Below are 22,789 nucleotides of genomic sequence, written 5' to 3'. Positions count from 1 at the left end.
GCTGGCTGTGCTGGCGGGGTGACTACTTCTTCTCGAAGTACAATATGACTTCACCCAGCCTTACGCCAAAACGCGAAACATAGGCTCGGTTCAATAACCGGTCATCCGACAACAACCACATCCAGTCATCGAAATTGACACGCATGGTGCCGTCTTTGACGGGCAGGTCGATTTTGTACTTCCAGTTAAACGTATCGCCCCTTTCGACCCCACTGGCTGTGCCCAGCACACCGGGAGCGGTGCCGGTCCAGGTGTCATCGCCGGTCTTGGTCAGGGTCCAGATCCGTTGTTCGGTCGCACCATCGTCATAGACGAAATCTTCGACAAGCGTCAGAGTCTCTCCGTCCCATGTGCCGTCAATATCGACCTGGAAGCGACGCGGGACATTACCTAGTACATCCTGAAACTGACCATAAGCGACAGTCCTACCTTCGAAGAACTCTTCAAGGTTCAGTTGACGATCTGACAGAAACGTTTTTGGTATACGCGGTTTGGCCGAGCATGCGGCGAGGATGGCCAACCCCACGATCGCGACACCTGCAATAAGGGTACGGCGGGCGATCATTGCAAAACCCTCTGCTCAGAGTCTGCATCGTGGCCGTTTGCGCCATGCAGATGGGTGGATTTCACTTCAGGCGCAGGGCGCATCGTGGCGACCAGCTCGGCCACCTTGATCCCGAATTTTCGCATCTCGGACCGGTTCATGATTACACCGTTCTCCGTCAGATACATCCAGTCGGTCACATCCAGTGTATGCCCGCCCGCGTCCTCGGGCAGGATGATGCGATAGGTCAGCTTGACGGTTGAGCCCGAAATCACGCCTTTGCCCTCGCCGACAATATCGTCCGCTGTTGCGGTGAAAGTGTTGCCCGTGCCCAACGTCAGATGCCATTTGCGGGTCATCTGTTTGCCGTTGGAATAGGTGAAATACTCGGACAGCGTACCGGTATTGCCGTCCCATTCGCCCACCATGCGTGCGACAAAGCTGTTCGACATCTTGCCGTTGGGGCCATAGATCAATCCTTCGGACAGGATTTCGCCATTCAGGTTCTTTTTGAGTGAAAACTCAGGTCCGGTTCCGCTGTAGTCGGAGGGTGATTGCGAGCGGAAACTGAGGAACCGGTTCTTCACAGCAAACAGCGCAAAAATCGCAAGCAGACAGATCAGGAGCGTTTTCATTTGGCAGAGACCTCTGTCGGGAGGGTCAGGACCATGCCAAACGCTCCGAGTTTCAAAATGCAGGGCAGCACCGCATAGGCGAGGGTGAGTGTATTCAAAGCCTCGGCAGAATTGGCCTGTCCAGGTGTAAAGCCGCTGCGTTCCAGTAGCGGCAGTGTGAAAAAGGCGGCCAGAGCTAGACCCAGCTTACCTGCGAAAGACCAGATGCCGAACGCAGCAGATGCGTTCAGCCCGGCCCGGGTCAGAACGACCGAGAACATTGCGGGCAGGACAACCATGTCCGCCCCAAGCGCCGCGCCGGATGCGAGGCATATGATGGCGAAACCGACGAGATTCCCAGGGGCTAGAAGAGCGGCCCCGACAAAGCCGAGAATGGCCAGCGGCATGGCGATCATCAGAGTCTGCTTCGGGCCAATTCGTTTGCTGAGCTTGGCCCAGAACGGAACGCTGAGCCCGGCGCTGAGGAAGAACAGGATAAGCAATGGCCCCGCTTTGCCTGGCAGTTGCAGCCGATCTTCAACAAAGAACAGAAACAGGGTCGAGGTGATGGCGACGGGCAGGCTGTTGACCAACGCAAGGGCAAGCAGACGTAAAGCCCCAGCCTGTCCTAGGCCTGCAAAGGACAGCCCTTGACCGGTGATCGGCGTGCGTCGCCACATTGGCAGGGTAACAGCCAGAGTCACAACGCTCAGAAGCCCGAGAAACATTCCAAAGGCCGGATACCCCTGCGCGGCTGCGCCAAGCGCCACGAACACAGCGGGTGCTGCGGCTGCTATGATAACTCCGGTCAGTTGTCCGCCTTCGCGGAAGGCGGCCAGTGTCATCAGTTCCTTCGCGCTAGCCTGTTTCGCCAGCGTGGCGCTGCGGCCGTAAAGCAAGATGGTCCCAAGGCTGTAGGCCGAGAATAACAGGATCAGAACAGACACTAATGCGGCGATACTTGCCCCTTCTGGCAAACCAAACAGCAATGGGAATCCAATCGCCAGACCCAGCGCAGAGGCGGCGGCAAATAACATTTGCCCTCCGGGCCAGCGATCAATTGCCCAGCCAATCAGTGGATCTTGCACCAGGTCGACCAGCCGGATGACCAGCAGAATGGTGCCAATCACCCCCAGCCCGATACCGAGATTCACGGCGGCAAAGCGCGGCAGGTGGATGTAAAGCGGGATACCTGCTGCAGCAAGCATCAGCGCATAGAGGCTGACACGCGGGTACAGCATCACTGCCCCTTCAACTGCTGTGTGAACGAGGCGGATCGTGTATTGTTACCCAGAAAAATTGACATAAAGCTGCGTGTGATACCCGGATTTGTCAGGGTGCAGGTTTTGCTTCCGTTGCGCCAGAAGCTGACGCTGTTGGGGCCTTGCGCGATGGCCAGATAGCTATCGCCTTTGCTGACCGCCTGAAAACAGCCCTGCAATTGGGCTTCCGTCGGCGCAGAATTGCCTTGTCGGGCCATCTCTTCCAGTGTCGACTCGACCAGCGCTTTTTGTTTCAGGTTTTTCCGATAGGTCAATTGTAGGCCGAAATTCTCGTTCCAGCTGAATGCGGCACCGCCGGGCGTGTAAAGCTTGGCGTCATAGAGCGGCAGCCCCAGAAAACGGAATGTCCCGGTGCCGCGCAGCTTAGGGTCTTTGATTGCATCCGACAAAGGCGAAGCCGCCAGTCCGCCGGGGACCATCAGCGCCAGTGACAGCAGCGCAGCGCAACAGGTTCTATACGCTGGCCGAAACAGCGAGGTCCGTTTCAGGGATACCATTGTCAGCTCCGATGCTCTGCGGGATGGCGGTGAGGCGCTCGACAACATGCATTGCGCTGGCAATCCCGTCTTCGTGGAAACCATGCCGGTTATACGCCCCGGCAAACCAGGTTCGGTTCTGTCCCTGCATCTCGCGGATTTGCCCTTGCGCGCGCAGGGCGGCTTTGTCGAACACCGGATGGGCGAACTCGACCTCGTCATAGATTTTGTCCGCGGGAATGTCTGATGCGGCGTTCAGGGTCACAAACAGTGGGTCACTGTCGGGGATATTCTGAAGCCGATTCATCCAATATGTGACCCCAACATTGCCCTTTTGCGATCGATAGGTCCAACTGGACCAGCAAGCACGCCGCCTGGGCATTTGGCGGGGATCACAGTGCAGGATAGCTTTGTTCGGTTGATATCTAATCGCGCCGAGCGCCGCTTTTTCCGCTTCGGTCGCTGCATCACCCAAGATGGCGAGAGACTGATCGGAATGAGTTGCCAGTATGATTTCCTCAAACAGAGCGGCCTCACCTCCTGCATGGACGGTGACGCCCAGATCATGCCGCTCGATCCGTTGCACGGGTGCGGACAGTCTGATGTCAGCACCGCGCGCACGTAGCGCAGTTTCGATCCGGCGGACATATTCGATGCTGCCGCCTTTCACGGTGTACCACTGGTGCTGATTGGCACGGCCCGAGGCCAGCAGCGCGTGATTGCGGAAGAACTGCACCAGCGAGCGGGCTGGGAACTGATCGACGAACTCGACCGGAGTTGACCAGATCGCGCCGCACATCGGCATCAGATAATTGTGCCGGAACCAGTGGCCGAGACGCAGCTGATCCACGAGCTCACCGATCGTGGTGTCGTCGTCCTGCGCGGCTTCGGGGGCCTCTTTGCCAAACCGCAGGATATCGGCGATCATCTTGTAATAGGCTGGACGCGCGAGGTTGCGTTTCTGCGCGGTCAAAGTGCGCAGATTGTTCAACCCATATTCGATGCGGCCATTGTCGATAGTTGCACCAAAGCTCATCTCACTTTTGGTAACTGGCACGTTCAGCTCATCAAACAGCCGGGTCAAATAGGGGTATGTGACATAGTTGAAGACGATGAAACCGGTATCTACCGGCTGATCTCCGTTCTTTCCGGCCATCACCGTGCGGGCGTGGCCGCCCAGTCTGGGCTCAGCCTCGAACACGGTTATATCGTTGTCCTCGGAAAGGTAATAAGCTGCGGAGAGACCTGAAATGCCTGCGCCTATGACAGCGATTTTCTTGCGTACGCCCCGGGTTTCGTCGAACATTCCATCCTCGTTATTCGGTATTTACAACAAGATACGCAGGGAATGAGCCTTTGGATCAACCGCATTAGAAGTTTTTTTCCGACGCGCTATGTAGTGTTATCTGGCCGAATGCTACGAGCGCTGGGCGTGATCCATTGCTGCTGTCAGAACGTATTCGACCTAGTAGTACAAAAAAAGACTTACGCATGAGCAGTTTTGACGGAAAAACCTATTGGATCATTGGCGCCAGCGAAGGGCTGGGCCGTTGCTTGGCCGAAAAGCTGAGCCGCGAAGGCGCGCATCTGATCCTTTCTGCTCGCAATGCCGAGCGATTGGATGAAATCTGTGGCACCTTGCCTAATGCACGTGCAGTACCGATGGATGTGACTGATCTCGACACTGTGCGCCGCGCTGTGGTGGAGGCTGGCTCAATTGACGCGCTTGTCTACAACGCAGGCGCCTATGAGCCGATCAGTACGTCAGATTGGGACACCGATGCCGCCTTGGCGATCAGCGATGTGAACTATTCCGGTGCGCTTCGGGTGTTGGGTGAAACCGTCCCAGGATTTGTGGGCTCAGGCAGTGGTGATATCACGCTGATCGGGTCGCTTGCCGGGTATCATGGGCTTCCCAATGCGATCTCGTACGGGGCCAGCAAGGCTGCGCTGATCTCGCTGGCCGAGACCATGCGGCACGATCTGGCAGGGTCAGGCGTGACGGTGCGCATTGTCAATCCGGGGTTCATCAAGACCCGTCTGACCGACAAGAACAGTTTCAAAATGCCGATGCTGATGACACCCGAAGATGCGGCCGATCGCGTAGTGCGCGCCATGTCCCGTCGCCGGTTTCGAACCGATTTCCCGGCACCGTTCTCATGGGTTGTGCGCCTGATCGATTATTTGCCCGATATTCTGGTGTACCGGGGAAAGTGACCCTATCCGCAAGTAAGCCTCTGAATTGTGCCTGCGCCGTTCACATAAACGTTCAGCCGGTCGATGCGATAATCCTGCGTGGCAATATCATCCGGGCCCAGAACGCGCGACCGTTCAGGCAATTGGGCTTGTATGGTTGAAACCGGCTCACCAATGGTGTTCGCAAACGGTTCTCCCTTGCAAAATGCAAGATCAACCGGTGCCTCCGCTAGTTCAAGCGCCGCGTCCTGCGGTGCAGAGGTCTCAGAACATGCGGTCAGAAGAATTAGGATCGGAAATAAACGGTACATTGGCGCTGGGCTTTCTGGTGATGTCGTTTCTGAAATATCAAAGATTTAGCCAACCTGTCATGAAAGCGCAGTTGAAAAAACCCTGTATTTGACGCAGGGTCGGGCAAAACAGACAGGGAGACAAGCACCATGCGTACCCGTGCCGCCGTCGCCGTTCAGGCAGGCAAACCTTTGGAAGTGATGGACGTAAACCTTGAAGGCCCCAAAGCGGGCGAGGTTCTGGTCGAGATCAAGGCGACAGGCATTTGCCATACCGATGAATTCACCCTGTCGGGCGCCGACCCTGAAGGCTTGTTTCCCGCCATTCTGGGCCATGAAGGCGCAGGTGTCGTGCTTGAGGTCGGCCCGGGTGTAACCAGCCTGAAACCCGGCGATCACGTCATCCCGCTTTACACGCCCGAGTGTCGTGAGTGCGAATACTGCCTGCATCCCAAGACCAACCTGTGCCAGGCAATTCGCGAAACCCAAGGCCAGGGCCTCATGCCGGATGGCACCTCGCGTTTTTCTACGTTGGATGGCGATCCGATCCTGCACTACATGGGCTGCTCGACCTTCTCGAACCATACGGTTCTGCCTGAAATCGCGCTCGCCAAAGTGCGTGAGGACGCGCCCTTTGACAAGATCTGCTATATCGGCTGCGGCGTGACCACCGGAATTGGCGCGGTGATCAACACTGCCAAGGTAGAAATTGGCAGCCGTGCCATCGTGTTCGGTTTGGGCGGTATCGGCCTGAACGTGATTCAGGGCCTGCGCCTGGCTGGCGCGGATCAGATCGTGGGCGTTGATTTGAATCCAGCCAAGGAGGAAATGGCGACCAAGTTCGGCATGACGGATTTCGTGAACCCGTCCGAGGTTGAAGGTGATCTGGTGCCCTATTTGGTCAATCTGACCAAGGGCGGTGCCGACTATACCTTTGACGCCACAGGCAATGTTGGCGTGATGCGCGCGGCGCTGGAATCGGCTCACAAAGGCTGGGGTGAATCGATTATTATCGGTGTGGCTCCTGCGGGTGCCGAAATCTCGACTCGTCCATTCCAACTGGTAACGGGCCGCTCATGGCGTGGCACCGCGTTTGGCGGCGCGCGTGGACGCACCGACGTCCCGAAAATCGTGGATTGGTACATGGACGGAAAGATCGAGATCGACCCCATGATTACCCACACCATGGGCCTGGATGACATCAACCATGGTTTCGACCTGATGCATAAGGGCGAGAGTATCCGATCAGTGGTCGTCTACTAAGGCTCTATAAGGGCTGAAATGGATTGCACGGCGCGCTGCAATGCGCGCCGTTTCTTATTCTCCGGGCCTCGTCGCTCCAGTATCTGACCGCGGCGACCTGACGCGCAGCACAGGCGTATTAGCAGAGGTAGTGTTCGATCGGCTCTCTCGCCAAACCACGAAAACACCTGATGCGATGATGATACTTGCGCCAACGGCGACCCAGATATCCGGGTGCTCGCCAAAGAAAATCACGCCGAAGATCGTGGCCCAGATGATCTGGCTGTATTGACTGGGCGCAATGACGCCGGCGGGGGCGGCGCGATAAGCAAGGATGATCAGGTGCTGTGCGATTACCGAGAACACCCCGACAAACGCCATCATCGCCAGATGCAGCAATGATGGTGGTTGATAGACTGCCGGTTGGGCGACGCTCATGACGGCGATGGCCAGCAGCATAGGATAAAGGATCAGGACGGCAGAGCGTTCTTCATTCCCGATTTTGCGGACAAGAACCGAAGCAAATGCGCTGCAGAAGGCTGCTGCCAGAGCCGCTAAATGGCCCAGGGTGATTTCGGTTGCGCCAGGGCGCAGGACGATCAGGACGCCGATCAGGCCGACGCCCACGGCCGCCCACCTTTGGGCTCGGACCACCTCACCCAGAATCGGAATCGACAGAACAGTTACGATCAGCGGGAAGGAAAATAGCAGGGAATAGACTTCGGCCAGCGGCAGCACCGAAAAAGCGTAGAAGGCACAAGACATGGCCATGATCATCGTCGCTGATCGCAACAGCACCAACCACGGATGCCGCGGCAGGAAATTCCCAGTGGTCCGATCGGCTAGAATTGTTACTGCCATAGGGACAAAGGAAAACAGCGTCGCAAAGAAGATGATCTGCAAAACCGAATAGGTGCCACCCAGCACCTTGATCAGCACGTCATGCGTCGCGAAGACGGCAAAGCCTAAGAACGCAAAGGCAAGCCCACGAAGGGTGGAGTTCTGAGCGCTCATGACAAAAGCCTCAATCATAGATGGATCGTTTGGGGTGTTTGATGTTTGCTTAGACCCAAATTGGTCTGACGGGTAGCCCTTATTTTATCGCTAACATTCTTTTGCAAGCAGGGTTGCAGATTTTGCAATACGCAGGAAACGGGTCGAGTCCAAAACAAGCGATTGCCATGATCATCTCAAATCAAGGAGAAACATCATGCACGGAATTTCAGCCCTACCAACACAGCAGGTTCAGGCATATCGCGCCGGTGCGCCGGATGGATATGGAAACCCACCAGAGCGTGCGATTTCCAATGGGGCGGGCAACCCATGCCGACATTGTTTGAAATACATACCGGAAGGCAAAGAGATGCTGGTGTTGGCGCACCGACCCTTCCCGGAAACGCAGCCTTATGCAGAGACTGGACCGATCTTCCTTTGTGCCGACCCCTGCGCGCGCTATGAAAGTGAGGATGTGCTGCCCGAGGCGTTGACCGACTCGCCCAACTACCTGATCAAAGGGTATGGTCCGGACGACCGAATTGTCTATGGAACCGGGATCATCACCCCACAGGCGCAGTTGCATGAGGCGGCTGAAAAAATCTTCTCCCGCGCTGATGTCGCTTACATCCACATCCGATCTGCTCTGAACAACTGTTATCACGCACGGATCGATCGTGTCTAAAGCTTGACGCGGTGCATCCCCCGATGTGGTTGGTTCGGGTCGTTGACAGTTGCGTCGTCGACCCGACTGGAGGTCAACGCAAGGAACACATCCTCAAGATCAGCTTCTTCAGTGCGGACGTCCTGGATGCGAATATCGGCCTGACGTACAGATTCCAGCACCTGCTCGGCTGTAGTTAGGTTGCTGTGGTATTGCAGCACAAGGTCGCCGTTCTCACGTTGCGCTGCAATCACGTTATCCGCTACAGGCAGAGTCTGTATGGGGCTATCCGGCACGATCACCATGGTTCGGCTGTCCATGCGGCCCAGCAGATTGGCCGTGCTGTCTTGTGCGATCTTTTCGCCGTGATTGATAATGGCGATCTCGTCACACATCTCTTGCGCTTCTTCCAGATAGTGCGTGGTCAGGATGATGGTCATGCCCTGTTCGTTCAGCTTGCGCACATTGGCCCAAAGCATCTGTCGCAGTTCAATATCCACACCCGCCGTGGGTTCGTCGAGCACCAGAATCTTGGGATGGTGCACCAGCGCCTTGGCCAGCAGCAGACGCCGCCGCATTCCGCCCGAAAGCGTGCGCGCATAGGCCTCGGCCTTGTCGGCAAGGCCAACGAGGTCGAGGATCTCATCGCTTCGCCGATCAGACTTGGGAACACCGTACAGCCCGGCCTGAACTTCTAATGCGCCTCGAGGTGTAAAGAACGGATCAAGGTTCAATTCCTGAGGCATCACGCCGATGGCGGCGCGGGATTGGCGCGGGTTTTGATCCTGGTCGAAGCCCCAGATCGAGACGCTGCCAGACGTTTTGACCACCAGCCCCGCCAGAATGTTGATCAGGGTCGATTTGCCGGCTCCATTCGGGCCAAGCAGACCGAAAACGGACCCCTGCGGTACCGTCAGGTCGATCCCTTTCAAAGCCTGTTTCTCGGGCTGGCCCTTGCCGCCGCCATAGGTCTTGCGCAGTGATCTGATTGTGATTGCCGCATCGGACATGTGGCCCTTGCCCCCGGTTTACTCATCGCCCATAAACGCACCTAATACATGCCCGCGAGGCCGACAACCAAAGAAGGATCGCCAGCCGTGACCATCGAAGCGCCGGAAACCAAGATTGTCGATAATACCCGCGTCGCCTGCGATGGTGGCGAGGGTGCGCTGGGCCATCCGCGCGTCTGGCTGCAGATTCCCGAAGACACTGGTTGGGTCGAGTGCCCCTATTGCGATTGCAAATACATGTTGCGCGGTGAGGACACTGGTCAGGACGCGTAAGGGCGACCAGGACGGCAGGCGGTCGTAACTGGCGAGGATGGATAATGCTGTTCACAGCCAAAACGATTGACCTTTCCGACAACCAGCCAATCGCGAGCGGGACTGTGCGCAGTGTCTATGACTTTCCCGGTCATCCTGACCTTCTGATCAAAGTTTTTACCCGGTCCCAAGATCGTGTCTCGCACAGGCTTGGCAAGCGACTGGCATGGAAACTGTTCCCCGAGGCGCAGTATCGCAGCACGCTAAAAGAGCTGGAATGCGAGCTGCGGGTATCGCTGAAACTCGGGACAGAAATTGAGCGTTCACCCCTGTCCAGGATGTTGGGCGTGGTTCAGACGACGCATGGGGCGGGGGTTGTGGTTGAGCGCATTTCTGGCCTTGATGGCGGGCTTGCACCAAAGCTGTATGAAGTCTGCCGTAGTGGATTGGACGCCCCGGTTTTAGATGCGCTGAATGCATTCGTCGGGCAGATGTTTGACCTTCACATCGTCGCGCGCGACGTCAAAAGTTCGAATATTGTCTACGGGACAAGGGGCGCTGGTCCGGCCTGCTTCCTGATCGATGGATATGGTGAGCGGAACCTCATCCCACTGCGCAGCCTGTCCCAACGTCTGAATGATCGCTCGCTGAACAAACAGTTCTCGTTGATCGCGCAAAAAGCAGGCTTGGCTTGGAATGCGGATAAGCGCACCTTTTCGAATAGCTAAGGCCAGACCACGGGCAAATTAGGTCGCAACGAATTGGCCAGGTGGCCTCGTCTTTCGTGCAGCCCTTCTGTACAACTTGGCGCAACCCAGCGCAGGAGCCTCATATGACCACCACCCAATTCGGAAAAGGCTGCCATCTGCATCTGATTGATGGATCAGCCTTTATCTTCCGCGCCTATCACGCTTTGCCGCCGTTGACGCGGAAATCAGATGGGCTACCGATTGGGGCGGTATCGGGGTTCTGCAATATGCTGCAGAAATATGTCGAGGGGAACGCCGGGCCGGATGCGCCGACCCATGTTGCGGTGATCTTCGACAAGGGCTCGCATACGTTTCGTAATGATCTGTATGATCTCTACAAGGCCAACCGTGAAGCGATGCCCGAGGATTTGCGCCCGCAAATGCCGCTGACTCGCGAAGCCACCAAGGCGTTCAACATCGCCTGCAAAGAACTTGAAGGCTATGAAGCCGACGACATCATCGCGACCCTCGCCGTTCAGGCGCGTGAGGCCGGTGGGCGGGTGACCATCGTCAGTTCTGACAAAGACCTGATGCAGCTTGTGGGTGGCGGTGTCGAGATGCTGGATGCGATGAAGAACAAGCGCATCGATCGCGACGGGGTGGTTGAGAAGTTCGGCGTCGGGCCCGAGCGTGTGGTCGATGTGCAGGCTTTGGCCGGGGATTCGGTGGATAACGTACCGGGCGCTCCGGGCATTGGTGTGAAGACGGCAGCGCTGTTGATCAATGAATATGGCGATCTGGAAACCTTGCTGGATCGCGCTGAAGAGATCAAACAGCCCAAGCGCCGCCAGACCCTGATCGAAAAGCGCGACCAGATCGAGCTATCGAAGAAACTTGTGCAATTGGACGAAAACACACCGTTGGATTTCACTCTGGATGACCTTGAGGTGAAGGATCCCGATGCTGAGACTTTGATGAAGTTTCTGGCAGAGATGGAATTTCGTACGCTTACCAAACGCATTGCTGACAAGCTGGGCGTCGAGTCCCCCGTCATCCCCGAGATATCCACGCCTGAGGCGGAGTCACAGGCCGAAGACGTCCCATTTGATGCATCGAAATACGAATGCGTGCGCGATGCAGCGGCATTGCAGAAATGGATCGATCAGGCCTACGAGCGCGGCTGGGTTGCGGTGGATACCGAGACCACCGGCTTGAATGAGATGATCGCCGATTTGGTCGGGATTTCGCTATGTGTCGAGGCGGGTGAGGCTTGTTACATCCCGTTGACTCACCGTGAAAGCGCGACCGATGATCTGTTCGGATCGGATGCGCTGGCCGATGGACAGATGCCGCTGGATGCGGCTCTAAACTTGCTGAAACCGATGTTTGAGGATCCGTCGATCCTGAAGATCGGACAGAACATGAAATACGATGCCAAAATCTTTAAGCGATATGGCGTCGACGTCGCCCCCATCGACGACACGATGCTGATGTCCTACGCCATGCATGGCGGTGAGCATGGGCATGGCATGGATACGCTATCTGAACGCTATCTGAGCCATACGCCGATTCCCATCAAACCTCTGCTTGGCTCGGGCAAGTCTGCAATCACTTTCGACAAGGTGCCGATTGACGAGGCCACGGCCTACGCTGCCGAGGATGCGGACATCACCCTTCGCCTGTGGAAATTGTTCAAGCCGCAGTTGCATCAGGTGCAGGTGACGACGGTGTATGAAACACTTGAACGTCCATTGGTGCCGGTTCTCAAAGAAATGGAGATGCATGGCATCAAGGTCGATCGCGATGTTCTCAGCCGAATGTCAAATGCATTTGCGCAGAAGATGGCCGGATTAGAGGCTGAAATCCACGAATTGGCGGGTGAGAACTTTAACGTCGGTTCGCCAGCGCAACTGGGTGAAATCCTGTTCGACAAAATGGGGCTTGAGGGCGGCAAGAAGGGCAAGACCGGTAAGTACTCGACCGGGGCGGACATTCTTGAGGACCTTGCGACCGAACATGAACTGCCGCGCCGGGTGCTGGACTGGCGGCAACTCTCCAAGCTGAAATCGACCTATACGGACGCGCTGCAGACCCATATCAATCCTGATACGGGCCGGGTGCATACGTCATATTCGATTACGGGGGCGAATACGGGCCGTTTGGCCTCGACCGATCCGAACCTGCAAAACATTCCGGTGCGGACTGAGGAAGGTCGGCGCATACGTGAGGCGTTCATTGCCGAGCCGGGCAATGTGCTGGTCAGCCTTGATTACAGCCAGATTGAGCTTCGGATTCTGGCCCATATCGCCGATATTCCGACCCTGAAACAGGCGTTTGCGGATGGTTTGGACATTCACGCAATGACGGCGTCCGAGATGTTTGATGTTCCGTTGGACGAGATGACGCCGGATATCCGTCGTCAGGCCAAGGCGATCAACTTTGGTGTGATCTACGGCATTTCGGGCTTTGGGCTGGCGCGCAATCTGCGCATTCCCCGGGCGGATGCGCAGGGTTTCATCGATCGCTATTTCGAACGTTTCCCCGGTATCCGCCGTTATATGGACGACACGATCGCGTTTGCCAAAGAGAATGGCTATGTCCAGACCCTGTTCGGCCGGAAAATCCATACACCCGAGATCAATGCCAAGGGGCCGCATGCGGGGTTCTCGCGTCGTGCTGCGATCAATGCTCCGATCCAAGGGACGGCAGCAGATGTGATCCGGCGCGCGATGGTGAGGATGCCGGATGCGATCAACGGCTTGCCCGCCAAGATGCTGTTGCAGGTGCATGACGAGCTGCTGTTCGAAGTGGCTGAAGAGGCTGTGGATCAAACCATTTCGGTCGCGCGCGCGGTGATGGAAGGGGCAGCAGATCCGGCAGTGAAGCTGGATATTAAGCTGGTCGCGGATGCCGGACAAGGCGCGAACTGGGCCGAGGCCCATTAGGGGCGGCGCTGCTCATCAAGCCCTGCGGGCCCTCTTTGCAGCGGGTCAGGCTTCTGGCCTGACCAGGCGGGCGATCAGGCGTTTTACGAAAGGGCCCAGCGTCAGGATGACGGTAAAGGCGATAGGCCAGCAAAAGGCCCAAGAGGCCATCCAGTCTCCGAGTGTTGAAGGGCTGAAGCCGATAGCTTTGAGCGTGGCTATGCCGGTGACGACGCAGGACATCAGGCCGGACATGATCAAGGCGAACAGGGCATTGGCATAGCGGGCAGATATCATGCGAGGCATCCTTGGCGTGTCGATGCCCTCAATTGCGCCATTTCAGTCTGAAAATCCAGCGTTCATGCAGGGTTTAATACTGTAGCCAAGCCAGTGAGTCCTCAGTCCGCCGAGTTGAGGAGTTGTATTCGGCGCTGACCCAGCCGCTGTAATCCGACTGGTCCATCGCAGCAAACAACGCGGCAAAGTCCATTGTACCCAGCCCGGGTTCCGAGCGATCCGGCGCAGCCCCGATCTGTGCATGGACAATACGGGGCTGAAAACGGTGCCAAATCGCCAGCGCGTCGCCGTGGATCATCTGCGCATGAAAACTGTCATATTGTAGGCCGACATTGGCGCGGTCGACGCGGTCCAGCACTTCGGCGGCCAGATCATAATTGTTCAGGAAGTAACCGGGTTGCGATACGGGGTTGAGCGGTTCGATTGTAAACCGCTGTGCCGGCGCGAGGTCGGCGGCCCATTGCAGGTTCTCGACAAAACAACGCAGGGCCTCGGGGCCGGAAGCGTATCCGGCCATAACGTGAATCATCTCTGGCCGCAGCACATCCGCGTAGCGCAGAACGCGCCGGATATCGGACTTAAACCGGTCGGAGCTGCCGGGCATGGCGGCGTAACCCGGTTCACCGCCGGTATAATTCGGGGGCGGGGCGTTGATCAGCACCAGATCAAGCCCGCTGGACAGCAGCGCGCGGCGGGTCTCTTTTGCCGCGAGGTCGTAGGGGAAGAGAATTTCAACAGCCGTAAACCCGGCCTGCGCGGCGGCTTGAAACCGGTCGAGATAGGGCAGTTCTGCAAACAGCAGTGAAAGATTGGCGGCAAATCTGGGCATCGGGCATCCGGTGTCGAACTTTGCAGAGCCTAACGATCACGACGGCCACGTGAAAGAGACTGAAAACGACAGATTGTCGAAAATCGGCCAGATAAAGGCTTTCGAATCAGGGACCATCAGGCTCAAGCGGTATCCCGTTGCGAGGGCCGCGCCAACAATAAGGTCTGATCACGATGGCCATGAGCCCTGAACCCGCGCGCGGGACCGCTATAGCTGTATCCGACGGTCGACAGACCGCGTTCACCGGCAATACGCTGGCGGTGGCTTCGATGCTGACGTGGGCGGCGGGTTTCCCGGCGGCTGAGATTCTATTGCAAAGCTGGCCACCTATCGCACTGTTCGCGGCACGGATGTCTCTTGCGGTGTTGGTCATGGTACCAATCTGGCTGATTCTGGACGGACCGGCTCAGGTATTGCGCGCCCGTTGGGGCCATGCCCTCCTGGTCGGCGGTTTGGGGCTAGGGTCGGGGATGTTCCTGATCCTTGTAGCGCAGAAGCTGACCGACCCAGTTACCGTTGCCATTATCGCCTCGTGTGCGCCTTTGATCGCTACGATCATGGAGCTTGTGGCGGGAACGCGGCGATTGCGCTGGAGCTTTGCGCTGGGATTGGTGATTTCAATCATTGGCGGCCTGATTGCCACCAGCGCGGTGGCACCGGCACAATTAGGACTGGGCGCGATGTGCGCAGTGGTGTCTACCGCGCTGTTCTGTTGGGCCAGCATGGCCACTGCGCGCGACTTCCCCGAGCTTAGCCAGTTGGGCCGTAGCACCATTACATTGGTCGGAGGATTGTCGACCGCAGCCATTCTGGTGCCGTTAGCCGGATTGCTGGGGCTAGAGGTCTTGCCTACACGCCCCGTAGATGTGGCGCAGATGGGTATGTTGGTGTTCTACGCACTGTTCTCACTGGGCCTGAGCCAATTTTTCTTCATAGCATCAGTGGGAAAACTAGGGGTCGCCCTGGCGTCATTCCACATCAATATCGCACCATTTTATGTGATGGTGATCATGATGGCGCTGGGCGAGGACTGGAACTGGACCCGCGCGCTGGGCGCGTCGCTGGTGGCGCTTGCAGTCGTGCTGGCGCAGGACCGCAAGCCGCGACCGGTTCAATCCTCTAGCACATCAGATGCGATCAGTGGGAAAAACTGGCCGTCCGACCAGACACCAAACCAACCGTCGTGATGTCTGGCGATCTCGACCAACCGGTAAAAGCTCTTGCGATCAATGCGCGCCTCAAGATTCGCGCGCATCAATATGTAGGGTGAGGGCTCATCAGTTTCCGTATTTAGGACAATGCGGATCGGGTGATCGGGCCCGGCGATGGCTGTATCGCCCACTTGCGTCGTAAAAGTCAGACGTTGGGCTTCGCCTTGTCCCTCATGCTCAAAATCAACGGCAACAAACGGCGCATCCTCGACGGTGATTCCCACCTTTTCAGCGGGAGTGACGAGAAAGTACCCACCCTCTTCTTTCTTAAGAATTGAGGAAAATAGCTTAACAAGCTCGACCCTGTTGATCGGTGACCCTAGATAACTCCAAGTGCCATCTTTGGCGATCCGAATGTCCAGATCGCCACAAAACGGAGGATTCCATAGGTGAACGGGCGGCAAACCCCGCGTTTTGGCCGCTTTGACCGAAGCCGCCAGACCGTCTGGTGAAGGGGTCACGGGTTTTTGTCCGCTCATTGCTTTTGCCATTTCCTCTCAGCGCGATACACTTCAATCATAACAGTCCACGGAAGGGAACCTCATGTCCGAACCTGCCGACCTCGTGTCCGAGATCGAAGCGCTGGAAAACAAGCTGCAAGAGGCCAAATCCTCGATCACCCGCCGCTTTATCGGGCAGGAGAAGGTCGTGGACCTGACCCTGACCGCGCTTTTGTGCGGCGGTCACGCGCTGCTGATCGGTCTGCCGGGGCTGGGCAAGACGCGGTTGGTCGAGACGCTTTCGACCGTGATGGGCCTGCATGGCAACCGCATCCAGTTCACGCCGGACCTGATGCCTGCTGATATTCTGGGCTCGGAAGTGCTGGATACTGCCGAAGATGGCAGCCGCCATTTCCGGTTCATCTCCGGCCCGATTTTCTGTGAGTTGCTGATGGCGGACGAGATCAACCGTGCCAGTCCCCGGACCCAATCGGCGCTGTTGCAGGCGATGCAAGAGCGTACGGTGACAGTCGCGGGCGAAGACCGCGAATTGGGCGTACCGTTCCATGTGCTGGCAACGCAGAACCCGATTGAGCAGGAAGGGACCTATCCATTGCCCGAAGCTCAACTGGACCGGTTTCTAGTGCAGGTCGACGTGGAATATCCGGATCGCCAGACCGAGCGTGATATTCTGCTGGCTACCACGGGTGTTGAGGAAGCCGAGGCGCATCAGATTTTCACCAAAGAAGAATTGCTGGCCGCACAGGTTCTGTTGCGCCGGATGCCTGTAGGAGAGTCGGTTGTCGAACTGATCCTCGATCTGGTCCGCGCCTTCCGCCCGGATGAGGCAGGTGTGTCAGAGCGGGTGAAGGAAACTGTTGCCTGGGGTCCCGGACCGCGCGCTGCGCAGGCTCTGATGATGACCGTGCGCGCAAATGCGATGCTGGAAGGCCGTTTGGCCCCCAATGCCGAGGATGTTCTGACCATGGCGCGTCCGGTTCTCAGCCACCGTATGGCGTTGAACTTCGCGGCGCGGGCACGTGGTGACAGCCTCTCTGACCTGATTGAGTCCACCGCTACTGGGCTGGTCCGAACTGAGGCCGCGGCGTGAGCGCCGCCCAGACCCTACGCGAACGCTCCGAGGCCGAAGCGTCCCGGTTGCCGCCGTTATTGGCGCGGGCCGAGCATCTGGCCGGAACCGTTTTATTGGGCGATCACGGGCGGAGACGCTCGGGTCTGGGGGATGATTTCTGGCAGTACCGCCCTGCGCAGATTGGCGACAGTCGCCGGTTGATCGACCATCGCCGTTCGGCCCGTGGTGATCAGCAGTTTGTACGTGAGCGCGAATGGCAGATTGCACAGTCGATCATGCTTTGGGTCGATCAGGGCGCGTCGATGCGGTTTGCTTCGGACAAGAACTTGCCGACCAAGGCCGATCGTGCGCGCCTGCTGGGGCTGTCGACCGCTATCCTGCTTGTGCGTGGTGGCGAGCGCGTTGGTCTGACTGGCACGACGCTGCCCCCGCGCAGGGGGAATGCTCAGATCATTCGGCTGGCCCAAGCCTGGTCTGAAGATGCGCAAACCGATTACGCGCCACCCGAACACCGCGCCATGATCCCGCATGCGCGTGCGGTGTTTATCTCGGATTTTCTTGGGCCGCTGGACGAGGTCGAGCTGGCCCTTACCAAAGCCGCTGACCGGGGCGTGCGCGGCGTGTTGCTGCAGGTTCTGGACCCCAGCGAGGAGTCCTTTCCCTATTCGGGACGTACCATTTTTGAAAGTGTTGGTGGCACCGCTCGACATGAAACCTTGAAGGCCGCTGATTTGCGCGATCGTTATCTGGATCGCTTAGCGGCGCGCAAGGACGCGCTGACCCACCTGTGCCGCGCGACTGGCTGGCAGATGGGGCTCCATCACACCGATGACAGCGCTCAATCGGCTCTGTTGTGGCTTTATCGCGCCTTGGATGGGGGTGCGCAATGACGGTTCTTGCCGGAATCGGATTTACCGCGCCTTGGGTGCTGCTGGGTCTTCTGACCCTTCCGATTTTGTGGTTGATCCTGCGTGCCGTCCCACCTGCACCGATCCGACGTCTTTTCCCGGCGGTCACCTTGCTGCTGGGATTGAAGGATGATGAAAGTGTTTCGGACCGTACACCATGGTGGTTGCTGCTACTGCGGATGCTGGCAGCCGCAGCGATCATCATCGGGCTGGCAGGGCCGGTGTTGAACCCCTCACGCGATGAGACCGGATCTGGGCCGCTTCTGCTGGTGCTGGATGCAAGCTGGGGGGGCGCGACACGTTGGTCCTCGACACTTGATCAGATCGATGCGCAATTGACGGAAGCCGGGCGGGCGGGTCGTCCTGTGTCGATCTTGCGTCTGACTGAGCCTGAGGCACCTGTGTTTCAGGCCGCCGAGGCGTGGCGTGGGCGTCTGCCGGGCCTTACACCGATGCCGTGGCAACCAACCCAAGCGCAGATTGACCAAACTCTGATCGCGTTGGGACAGGTCGAAGGTGGCTTCGACACCCATTGGTTCAGCGACCGTCTGTCCTATGTCGGCCATGATCGTTTGACTTCTGCCCTACAGGCGCGTGGGGACGTGATTGTCTACCAATCCTCTGCACCCGTTACCGCGATCTTGCCCGCCACCTATAAGGACGGCGCAATCCGATTAAGCGTACAGCGCGCTAATCCAGGACCAGAGGAAAGAGTCACCGTTCTGGCGCAAGGGCGCGACCCGGCAGGAGCAATGCGGGTGCTGCAATCGACCAATCTTGAGTTCGAAAACGGCTCTACGCAGGCGGAAATTGATCTTGCGCTCCCATCGGAACTGCGCGCACGCATTACACGGTTCGAGATTCAAGGCCAGCGCTCTGCCGGTGCCATTACACTGACAGATGACAGCCTGCGTCGGCGCGAAGTGGCATTGATCGCAGGCACCCTGAACCGCGAAGGGTTAGAGTTACTGTCGCCGCTTCACTACCTGACACAGGTGCTGATTCCGACCGCTGATTTTGTCGAAGGCGGCCTGGCCGAGGTTCTCCCCGCGAACCCGGATGTGATCGTATTGGCGGATGTGGCCAAGCTGTCCGATTCGGAACAGGTTGAAGTCGTCGAATGGGTTGAACAGGGCGGCCTACTGCTGCGCTTTGCCGGCCCACGCATGGCCGCCAGCGATCTGGGGCGCGATACTGAGGATGCACTGTTGCCGGTTCGACTTCGTAGCGGTGGCCGCTCGGTCGGCGGCGCCATGAGCTGGGGTGAAGCGAAGGGGCTTGCTCCGTTCACTGAAAACTCGCCGTTCTATGGGTTGGAGATTCCTGCGGACGTCTCTGTGACCACTCAGGTCATGGCACAACCAGATCCTAATTTGGCGGATCGGGTCATTGCGTCACTGTCGGATGGCACACCATTGGTGACCCGAAAACCGCTGGGGCTGGGGCAGGTGGTTCTGTTCCATGTCACGGCTGATGCGGAATGGTCCAGCCTGCCGCTGTCCGGGCTGTTTGTCGAAATGCTCGACCGGCTTGCCGTTGCCTCTGCTGCCAAATCGCGTCAAGAGGCTCAGATGCAGGGCACCGTATGGGAGCCGATTCAAATAATGGATGGCTTCGGTGTTTTGACTGACGCAGGAACGCTGCCCGGTGTCGATGGAGTCGAACTGGTTTCTGGGCAAATCGGGCCGGACCTGCGCCCGGGGCTTTATGAAAACGGCAAGCAGAAACTGGCGCGGAATGTTCTTGCCGAGGATGCTGTACTATCCCCGGTGGTCTGGCCGTCTGACGTCCCAATCCGGGGTCAGGAGATCAGCAATGAGACTCCGTTGGAAGGGCTGTTGCTTGGCCTTGCACTGTTGTTGCTGACAATCGATGTGATTGCGTCTTTGGCGTTGTCGGGGCGCTTGGCCAAGGCAACCCCTGTTGCATTTGCGCTTGCTGCCGTGTTCCTTGCCCCCGAGGCGCGGGCGCAGACCCCTGAAGACACCGATTTTGCATTGAACGCGACGCATGAGCTTGTGCTGGCCCATGTACTTACCGGGAATGCTCAGGTCGACGATATCGCGCTGGCCGGGCTGCGTGGGTTGGTGCAGACGCTGCATTTTCGCACTTCGGTCGAACCCGCCGACCCGATTGGCATCGACCTTGAACGTGATGAGCTTGCATTCTTTCCGCTGCTCTATTGGCCTGTTACTCCGGACCAGCCGCAGCCCTCGGTTGAAGCTTATGCAAAGCTCAACGCCTATCTGCGGTCGGGTGGGATGATCCTGTTTGACACGCGCGATGCCGATATCGCCGGTTTCGGGGCGTCCAGCCCCAATGGGCGCAAGCTACAACAGCTGGCGGCACCGCTGAATATCCCCTCGTTAGAGCCTGTTCCGCGTGACCACGTGCTGACTCGCGCCTTCTACCTGTTGCAGGATTTTCCCGGACGATATTCTGGCACCGAGGTCTGGGTCGAAGCCGCGCCACCCGATGCCGAGCAGATCGAAGGAATGCCCTTCCGAAACCTCAACGATAACGTGACCCCGGTGGTGATCGGCGGTAATGACTGGGCCGGGGCCTGGGCGGTGGATCGCAACGGTCAGTCCCTGTTGCCCGTGGGTCGCGGTTATGCCGGAGAACGACAGCGCGAGTTGGCCAATCGGTTTGGGGTTAATCTGGTAATGCATGTGCTGACCGGGAATTACAAATCCGATCAGGTTCACGTGCCCGCGCTTTTGGACAGGTTGGGACAATGACCGGAACCGTCATCTTTGACCCGCTAATCCCGTGGCCGTTTCTGGCAGCCGTGGCTTTGATTGCCATGTCAGGTGTGGTTCTGGCGCTTTGGCGCGGTCTGTCGGGCTGGGCCCTTCGCGGCTTGGCGGCCTTGGTCATCCTCGGGGCGCTTAGCGGTCCTGTCTATCAGGTCGAAGATCGCGCGCCGCTTACCGACATCGTGTTGATGATCGAAGATGAAAGCGCCAGTCAAACCCTATCGGATCGTGCCGAACAGACTGCTCAGGCTGCCAACGACCTCGCGACCGAGATCGAAGCCCGAGACAATACCGAGCTGCGCCACATCCAGGTTGGTGACGGCGATGGTGACGAGGGCACGCAGGTCATGGCTGCGCTGAACGCGGCACTGGCCGAAGAACCCCGTGCGCGGATTGCGGGCATTATCGTTGTGTCAGACGGCATCGTTCATGATGCAGACCTGGCACCCGACCTGCCTGCTCCAATGCATCTGTTACAGACCGGGCGCGAAGGCGATTGGGATCGGCGCCTGATCGTGCGTAACGCCCCAGCCTTCGCCATTATCGGTGAACCCGTGACCCTGACCCTGCGCGTCGAAGATACTGGCGCTGCGCCTGCCGGAGTTGCAAACGCTCCGCTTGAGATTTCCGTCGATGGAGGTGAACCCGAGCAGTTCACCATTCCAATCGGTCTGGACGTCGAGCTCCCGATCACGCTGCCGCATGGTGGTCGGAACGTCATCCAGTTCACGGTCCCGCAGGCCGAGGGTGAGCTGACTGACCGCAACAACACGGCTCTGATCCAGATGAACGGCGTGCGGGATCGCCTGCGTGTTCTGCTGGTTTCGGGCGAGCCGCATCCGGGCGGGCGTACGTGGCGCAATCTGTTGAAATCCGACAGCTCGGTTGATCTGGTCCATTTCACCATCCTGCGGCCACCGGAAAAGCAGGACGGCGTTCCGGTGGACGAACTCTCATTGATTGCCTTCCCGACGCGGGAGTTGTTTCTGGAGAAGATCAATGATTTCGACCTGATCATCTTTGATCGCTACAAGCGGCGCGGCATCCTGCCTGCGATCTATCTGGACAATGTTGGCGACTATATCGTCAATGGTGGCGCGGTGCTGGTCGCTGCTGGTCCTGATTTTGCCACGGCTGACAGCCTGTACCGATCCCCGCTTGGGCCGGTCCTGCCCGCAAAACCCAGTGCGCGGGTTTACGAGGAACGGTACGTGCCCATGGTCACCGATCTGGGCCAGCGTCATCCGGTTACCGCTGATCTGGGCGATGCTGAGACTTGGGGCGCTTGGCTGCGCCAGATCGATGTCAGCCAGCTGTCCGGCAATATGCTCATGACCGGCGTGGATGATCGTCCGTTGCTGCTGTTGGATCGCGTGGGTGAAGGCCGTGTGGCGCTGATGGCATCAGACCACGCCTGGCTATGGAGCCGCGGCTTTGAGGGCGGTGGCCCGCAGTTGGAACTACTCCGCAGGCTGGCGCATTGGATGATGAAAGAACCCGAGCTTGAGGAAGAGGCGCTGTGGGCCGAAGCGAACGGCCAGTCCATGCGTATTATCCGTCAAACGCTGGAGGATGAGGTTGGCCCGGTCACCGTCACCCTCCCCAACGGCGACACCTTGGAGATTACGCTAAACGAAGTCTCGCCCGGTCGGTTCGAGGCGCAGTACTTCGGCCCTGAAATTGGCCTGTACCGTCTGGAAGAGGGTGCGCATTCTGCCGTGATCGGTCTTGGTCCTGCTGCACCAAAGGAATTCGAGCGCACGATCGCGACCGATGAGATTCTAAGCCCCGTTCTGGCCAGCCTGCGCGGGGGAACGATCCGGTTGGAAGAGGGTCTGCCCTCAATCCGGAATGTCCGTGCGGGCCGACCGGCAGCAGGTCGGGGCTGGATCGGTCTGACCCCGCGCGACGCCTATGAAACCCGCGATGTTACACAGGCCGGGTTGCTTCCACCCTGGCTGGTGCTGTTGCTTGCCGGTGGGTTCCTCTTGGCCGGTTGGTTGCGTGAGGGACGTCGCTAACGCTGCTTAAGCACTTTTTCATGCTCTACCGCGATGCTCTGAGCAGATTATCGC

Annotated in this window: 22 protein-coding genes; 11 read left to right on the top strand and 11 right to left on the bottom strand. The window is 58.2% G+C overall.

Features of this window, described 5'->3' with window-relative positions; translation table 11 throughout:
• Window positions 1-22 precede the first annotated feature (22 nt).
• Genes ACR0NM_RS10660 through ACR0NM_RS10640 form a run of 5 tightly spaced genes read right to left on the bottom strand, consistent with a single transcriptional unit; the run spans window position 23 to window position 4,223 of the window.
• Complete coding sequence (locus ACR0NM_RS10660; RefSeq protein WP_480614598.1) at window positions 23-565, bottom strand: DUF3833 domain-containing protein; 543 nt, start codon at window positions 563-565, stop codon at window positions 23-25.
• Entirely contained in the window at window positions 562-1,179 is a 618-nt protein-coding gene (locus tag ACR0NM_RS10655; protein ID WP_480614595.1) for a DUF3833 domain-containing protein, read from the bottom strand. The genes ACR0NM_RS10660 and ACR0NM_RS10655 overlap by 4 nt, the downstream gene beginning before the upstream one ends.
• Entirely contained in the window at window positions 1,176-2,399 is a 1,224-nt protein-coding gene (locus ACR0NM_RS10650) for an MFS transporter (RefSeq protein ID WP_480614592.1), read from the bottom strand. Before ACR0NM_RS10650 ends, ACR0NM_RS10655 begins: the two co-directional genes overlap by 4 nt.
• Window positions 2,399-2,938, bottom strand: a complete 540-nt coding sequence (locus tag ACR0NM_RS10645) for a hypothetical protein (protein WP_170819159.1) — start codon at window positions 2,936-2,938, stop codon at window positions 2,399-2,401. The genes ACR0NM_RS10650 and ACR0NM_RS10645 overlap by 1 nt, the downstream gene beginning before the upstream one ends.
• A complete protein-coding gene (locus ACR0NM_RS10640) occupies window positions 2,895-4,223 on the bottom strand; it encodes an NAD(P)/FAD-dependent oxidoreductase (RefSeq protein ID WP_480614589.1) in 1,329 nt (442 codons plus the stop codon). The genes ACR0NM_RS10645 and ACR0NM_RS10640 overlap by 44 nt, the downstream gene beginning before the upstream one ends.
• 185 nt (window positions 4,224-4,408) lie before the next feature.
• On the opposite strand from ACR0NM_RS10640, the gene ACR0NM_RS10635 reads away from it, so the two are divergent.
• Window positions 4,409-5,134, top strand: coding sequence for an SDR family NAD(P)-dependent oxidoreductase (locus ACR0NM_RS10635; protein WP_170515234.1), 726 nt, complete (start codon window positions 4,409-4,411; stop codon window positions 5,132-5,134).
• A gap of 2 nt (window positions 5,135-5,136) precedes the next feature.
• Here the strand turns inward: ACR0NM_RS10635 and ACR0NM_RS10630 are convergent, their stop codons facing one another.
• Complete coding sequence (locus tag ACR0NM_RS10630) at window positions 5,137-5,424, bottom strand: I78 family peptidase inhibitor (protein WP_170566838.1); 288 nt, start codon at window positions 5,422-5,424, stop codon at window positions 5,137-5,139.
• 129 nt (window positions 5,425-5,553) lie between these two features.
• Here ACR0NM_RS10630 and ACR0NM_RS10625 point away from each other — a divergent pair, with 129 nt between their 5' ends.
• Window positions 5,554-6,666: an S-(hydroxymethyl)glutathione dehydrogenase/class III alcohol dehydrogenase gene (locus ACR0NM_RS10625; protein ID WP_480614586.1), complete on the top strand. Its 1,113-nt coding sequence runs from the start codon at window positions 5,554-5,556 to the stop codon at window positions 6,664-6,666.
• Window positions 6,667-6,720: 54 nt separating this feature from the next.
• Here ACR0NM_RS10625 and ACR0NM_RS10620 read toward each other — a convergent pair whose 3' ends face one another.
• Window positions 6,721-7,659, bottom strand: coding sequence for a DMT family transporter (locus ACR0NM_RS10620; protein ID WP_170408579.1), 939 nt, complete (start codon window positions 7,657-7,659; stop codon window positions 6,721-6,723).
• Between the two features lie 196 nt (window positions 7,660-7,855).
• On the opposite strand from ACR0NM_RS10620, the gene ACR0NM_RS10615 reads away from it, so the two are divergent.
• Window positions 7,856-8,323 (top strand): DUF1203 domain-containing protein, encoded by a 468-nt coding sequence (locus tag ACR0NM_RS10615; protein ID WP_170515231.1) that lies wholly within the window; start codon window positions 7,856-7,858, stop codon window positions 8,321-8,323.
• On the opposite strand, the gene ACR0NM_RS10610 is transcribed toward ACR0NM_RS10615, so the two are convergent.
• Window positions 8,320-9,312 carry an ABC transporter ATP-binding protein gene (locus ACR0NM_RS10610; protein WP_480614583.1) on the bottom strand — a complete coding sequence of 331 codons (993 nt, stop codon included), beginning with the start codon at window positions 9,310-9,312 and terminating at the stop codon, window positions 8,320-8,322. The two genes, ACR0NM_RS10615 and ACR0NM_RS10610, sit on opposite strands and share 4 nt — an antisense overlap.
• 87 nt (window positions 9,313-9,399) lie before the next feature.
• Here ACR0NM_RS10610 and ACR0NM_RS10605 point away from each other — a divergent pair, with 87 nt between their 5' ends.
• The 3 genes from ACR0NM_RS10605 to polA all read left to right on the top strand — a co-directional run bounded on the left by ACR0NM_RS10605 (window position 9,400) and on the right by polA (window position 13,198).
• The gene (locus tag ACR0NM_RS10605; RefSeq protein WP_170598243.1) at window positions 9,400-9,585 is read left to right on the top strand and encodes a zinc-finger domain-containing protein; all 186 of its coding nucleotides are present in this window, start codon (window positions 9,400-9,402) and stop codon (window positions 9,583-9,585) included.
• A gap of 44 nt (window positions 9,586-9,629) precedes the next feature.
• Window positions 9,630-10,292, top strand: coding sequence for a YrbL family protein (locus tag ACR0NM_RS10600; RefSeq protein WP_480614580.1), 663 nt, complete (start codon window positions 9,630-9,632; stop codon window positions 10,290-10,292).
• A 104-nt stretch (window positions 10,293-10,396) separates the two neighbouring features.
• The gene (gene polA, locus ACR0NM_RS10595) at window positions 10,397-13,198 is read left to right on the top strand and encodes a DNA polymerase I (RefSeq protein ID WP_170598249.1); all 2,802 of its coding nucleotides are present in this window, start codon (window positions 10,397-10,399) and stop codon (window positions 13,196-13,198) included.
• A 45-nt stretch (window positions 13,199-13,243) separates the two neighbouring features.
• On the opposite strand, the gene ACR0NM_RS10590 is transcribed toward polA, so the two are convergent.
• A complete protein-coding gene (locus ACR0NM_RS10590; protein ID WP_170408576.1) occupies window positions 13,244-13,474 on the bottom strand; it encodes a DUF2798 domain-containing protein in 231 nt (76 codons plus the stop codon).
• Between the two features lie 73 nt (window positions 13,475-13,547).
• Window positions 13,548-14,303 carry a hydroxypyruvate isomerase family protein gene (locus tag ACR0NM_RS10585; RefSeq protein ID WP_223117239.1) on the bottom strand — a complete coding sequence of 252 codons (756 nt, stop codon included), beginning with the start codon at window positions 14,301-14,303 and terminating at the stop codon, window positions 13,548-13,550.
• Window positions 14,304-14,482: 179 nt separating this feature from the next.
• Here ACR0NM_RS10585 and ACR0NM_RS10580 point away from each other — a divergent pair, with 179 nt between their 5' ends.
• Complete coding sequence (locus tag ACR0NM_RS10580; RefSeq protein WP_480439074.1) at window positions 14,483-15,490, top strand: DMT family transporter; 1,008 nt, start codon at window positions 14,483-14,485, stop codon at window positions 15,488-15,490.
• Here the strand turns inward: ACR0NM_RS10580 and ACR0NM_RS10575 are convergent.
• Entirely contained in the window at window positions 15,415-15,993 is a 579-nt protein-coding gene (locus ACR0NM_RS10575) for a DUF1285 domain-containing protein (protein WP_480439072.1), read from the bottom strand. The genes ACR0NM_RS10580 and ACR0NM_RS10575 overlap by 76 nt on opposite strands.
• 64 nt (window positions 15,994-16,057) lie before the next feature.
• Between ACR0NM_RS10575 and ACR0NM_RS10570 the strand changes: the two genes are divergently transcribed.
• From ACR0NM_RS10570 to ACR0NM_RS10555, 4 genes are read left to right on the top strand one after another with little or no spacing between them, the layout of a single operon-like run.
• Window positions 16,058-17,065, top strand: a complete 1,008-nt coding sequence (locus tag ACR0NM_RS10570) for an AAA family ATPase (protein ID WP_170394959.1) — start codon at window positions 16,058-16,060, stop codon at window positions 17,063-17,065.
• On the top strand, window positions 17,062-17,937 hold the full coding sequence (locus ACR0NM_RS10565) for a DUF58 domain-containing protein (RefSeq protein ID WP_170408573.1): 876 nt from the start codon (window positions 17,062-17,064) through the stop codon (window positions 17,935-17,937). Before ACR0NM_RS10570 ends, ACR0NM_RS10565 begins: the two co-directional genes overlap by 4 nt.
• A complete protein-coding gene (locus ACR0NM_RS10560; RefSeq protein WP_480614575.1) occupies window positions 17,934-20,696 on the top strand; it encodes a DUF4159 domain-containing protein in 2,763 nt (920 codons plus the stop codon). Before ACR0NM_RS10565 ends, ACR0NM_RS10560 begins: the two co-directional genes overlap by 4 nt.
• Window positions 20,693-22,735 carry a hypothetical protein gene (locus ACR0NM_RS10555; RefSeq protein WP_480561895.1) on the top strand — a complete coding sequence of 681 codons (2,043 nt, stop codon included), beginning with the start codon at window positions 20,693-20,695 and terminating at the stop codon, window positions 22,733-22,735. The genes ACR0NM_RS10560 and ACR0NM_RS10555 overlap by 4 nt, the downstream gene beginning before the upstream one ends.
• Window positions 22,736-22,789: the final 54 nt, after the last annotated feature.

The organism is Ruegeria sp. AF2 (assembly GCF_056542025.1).
Note: the sequence above shows the minus strand (reverse complement) of the source record. Positions and strands in the feature narration are given on the sequence as shown.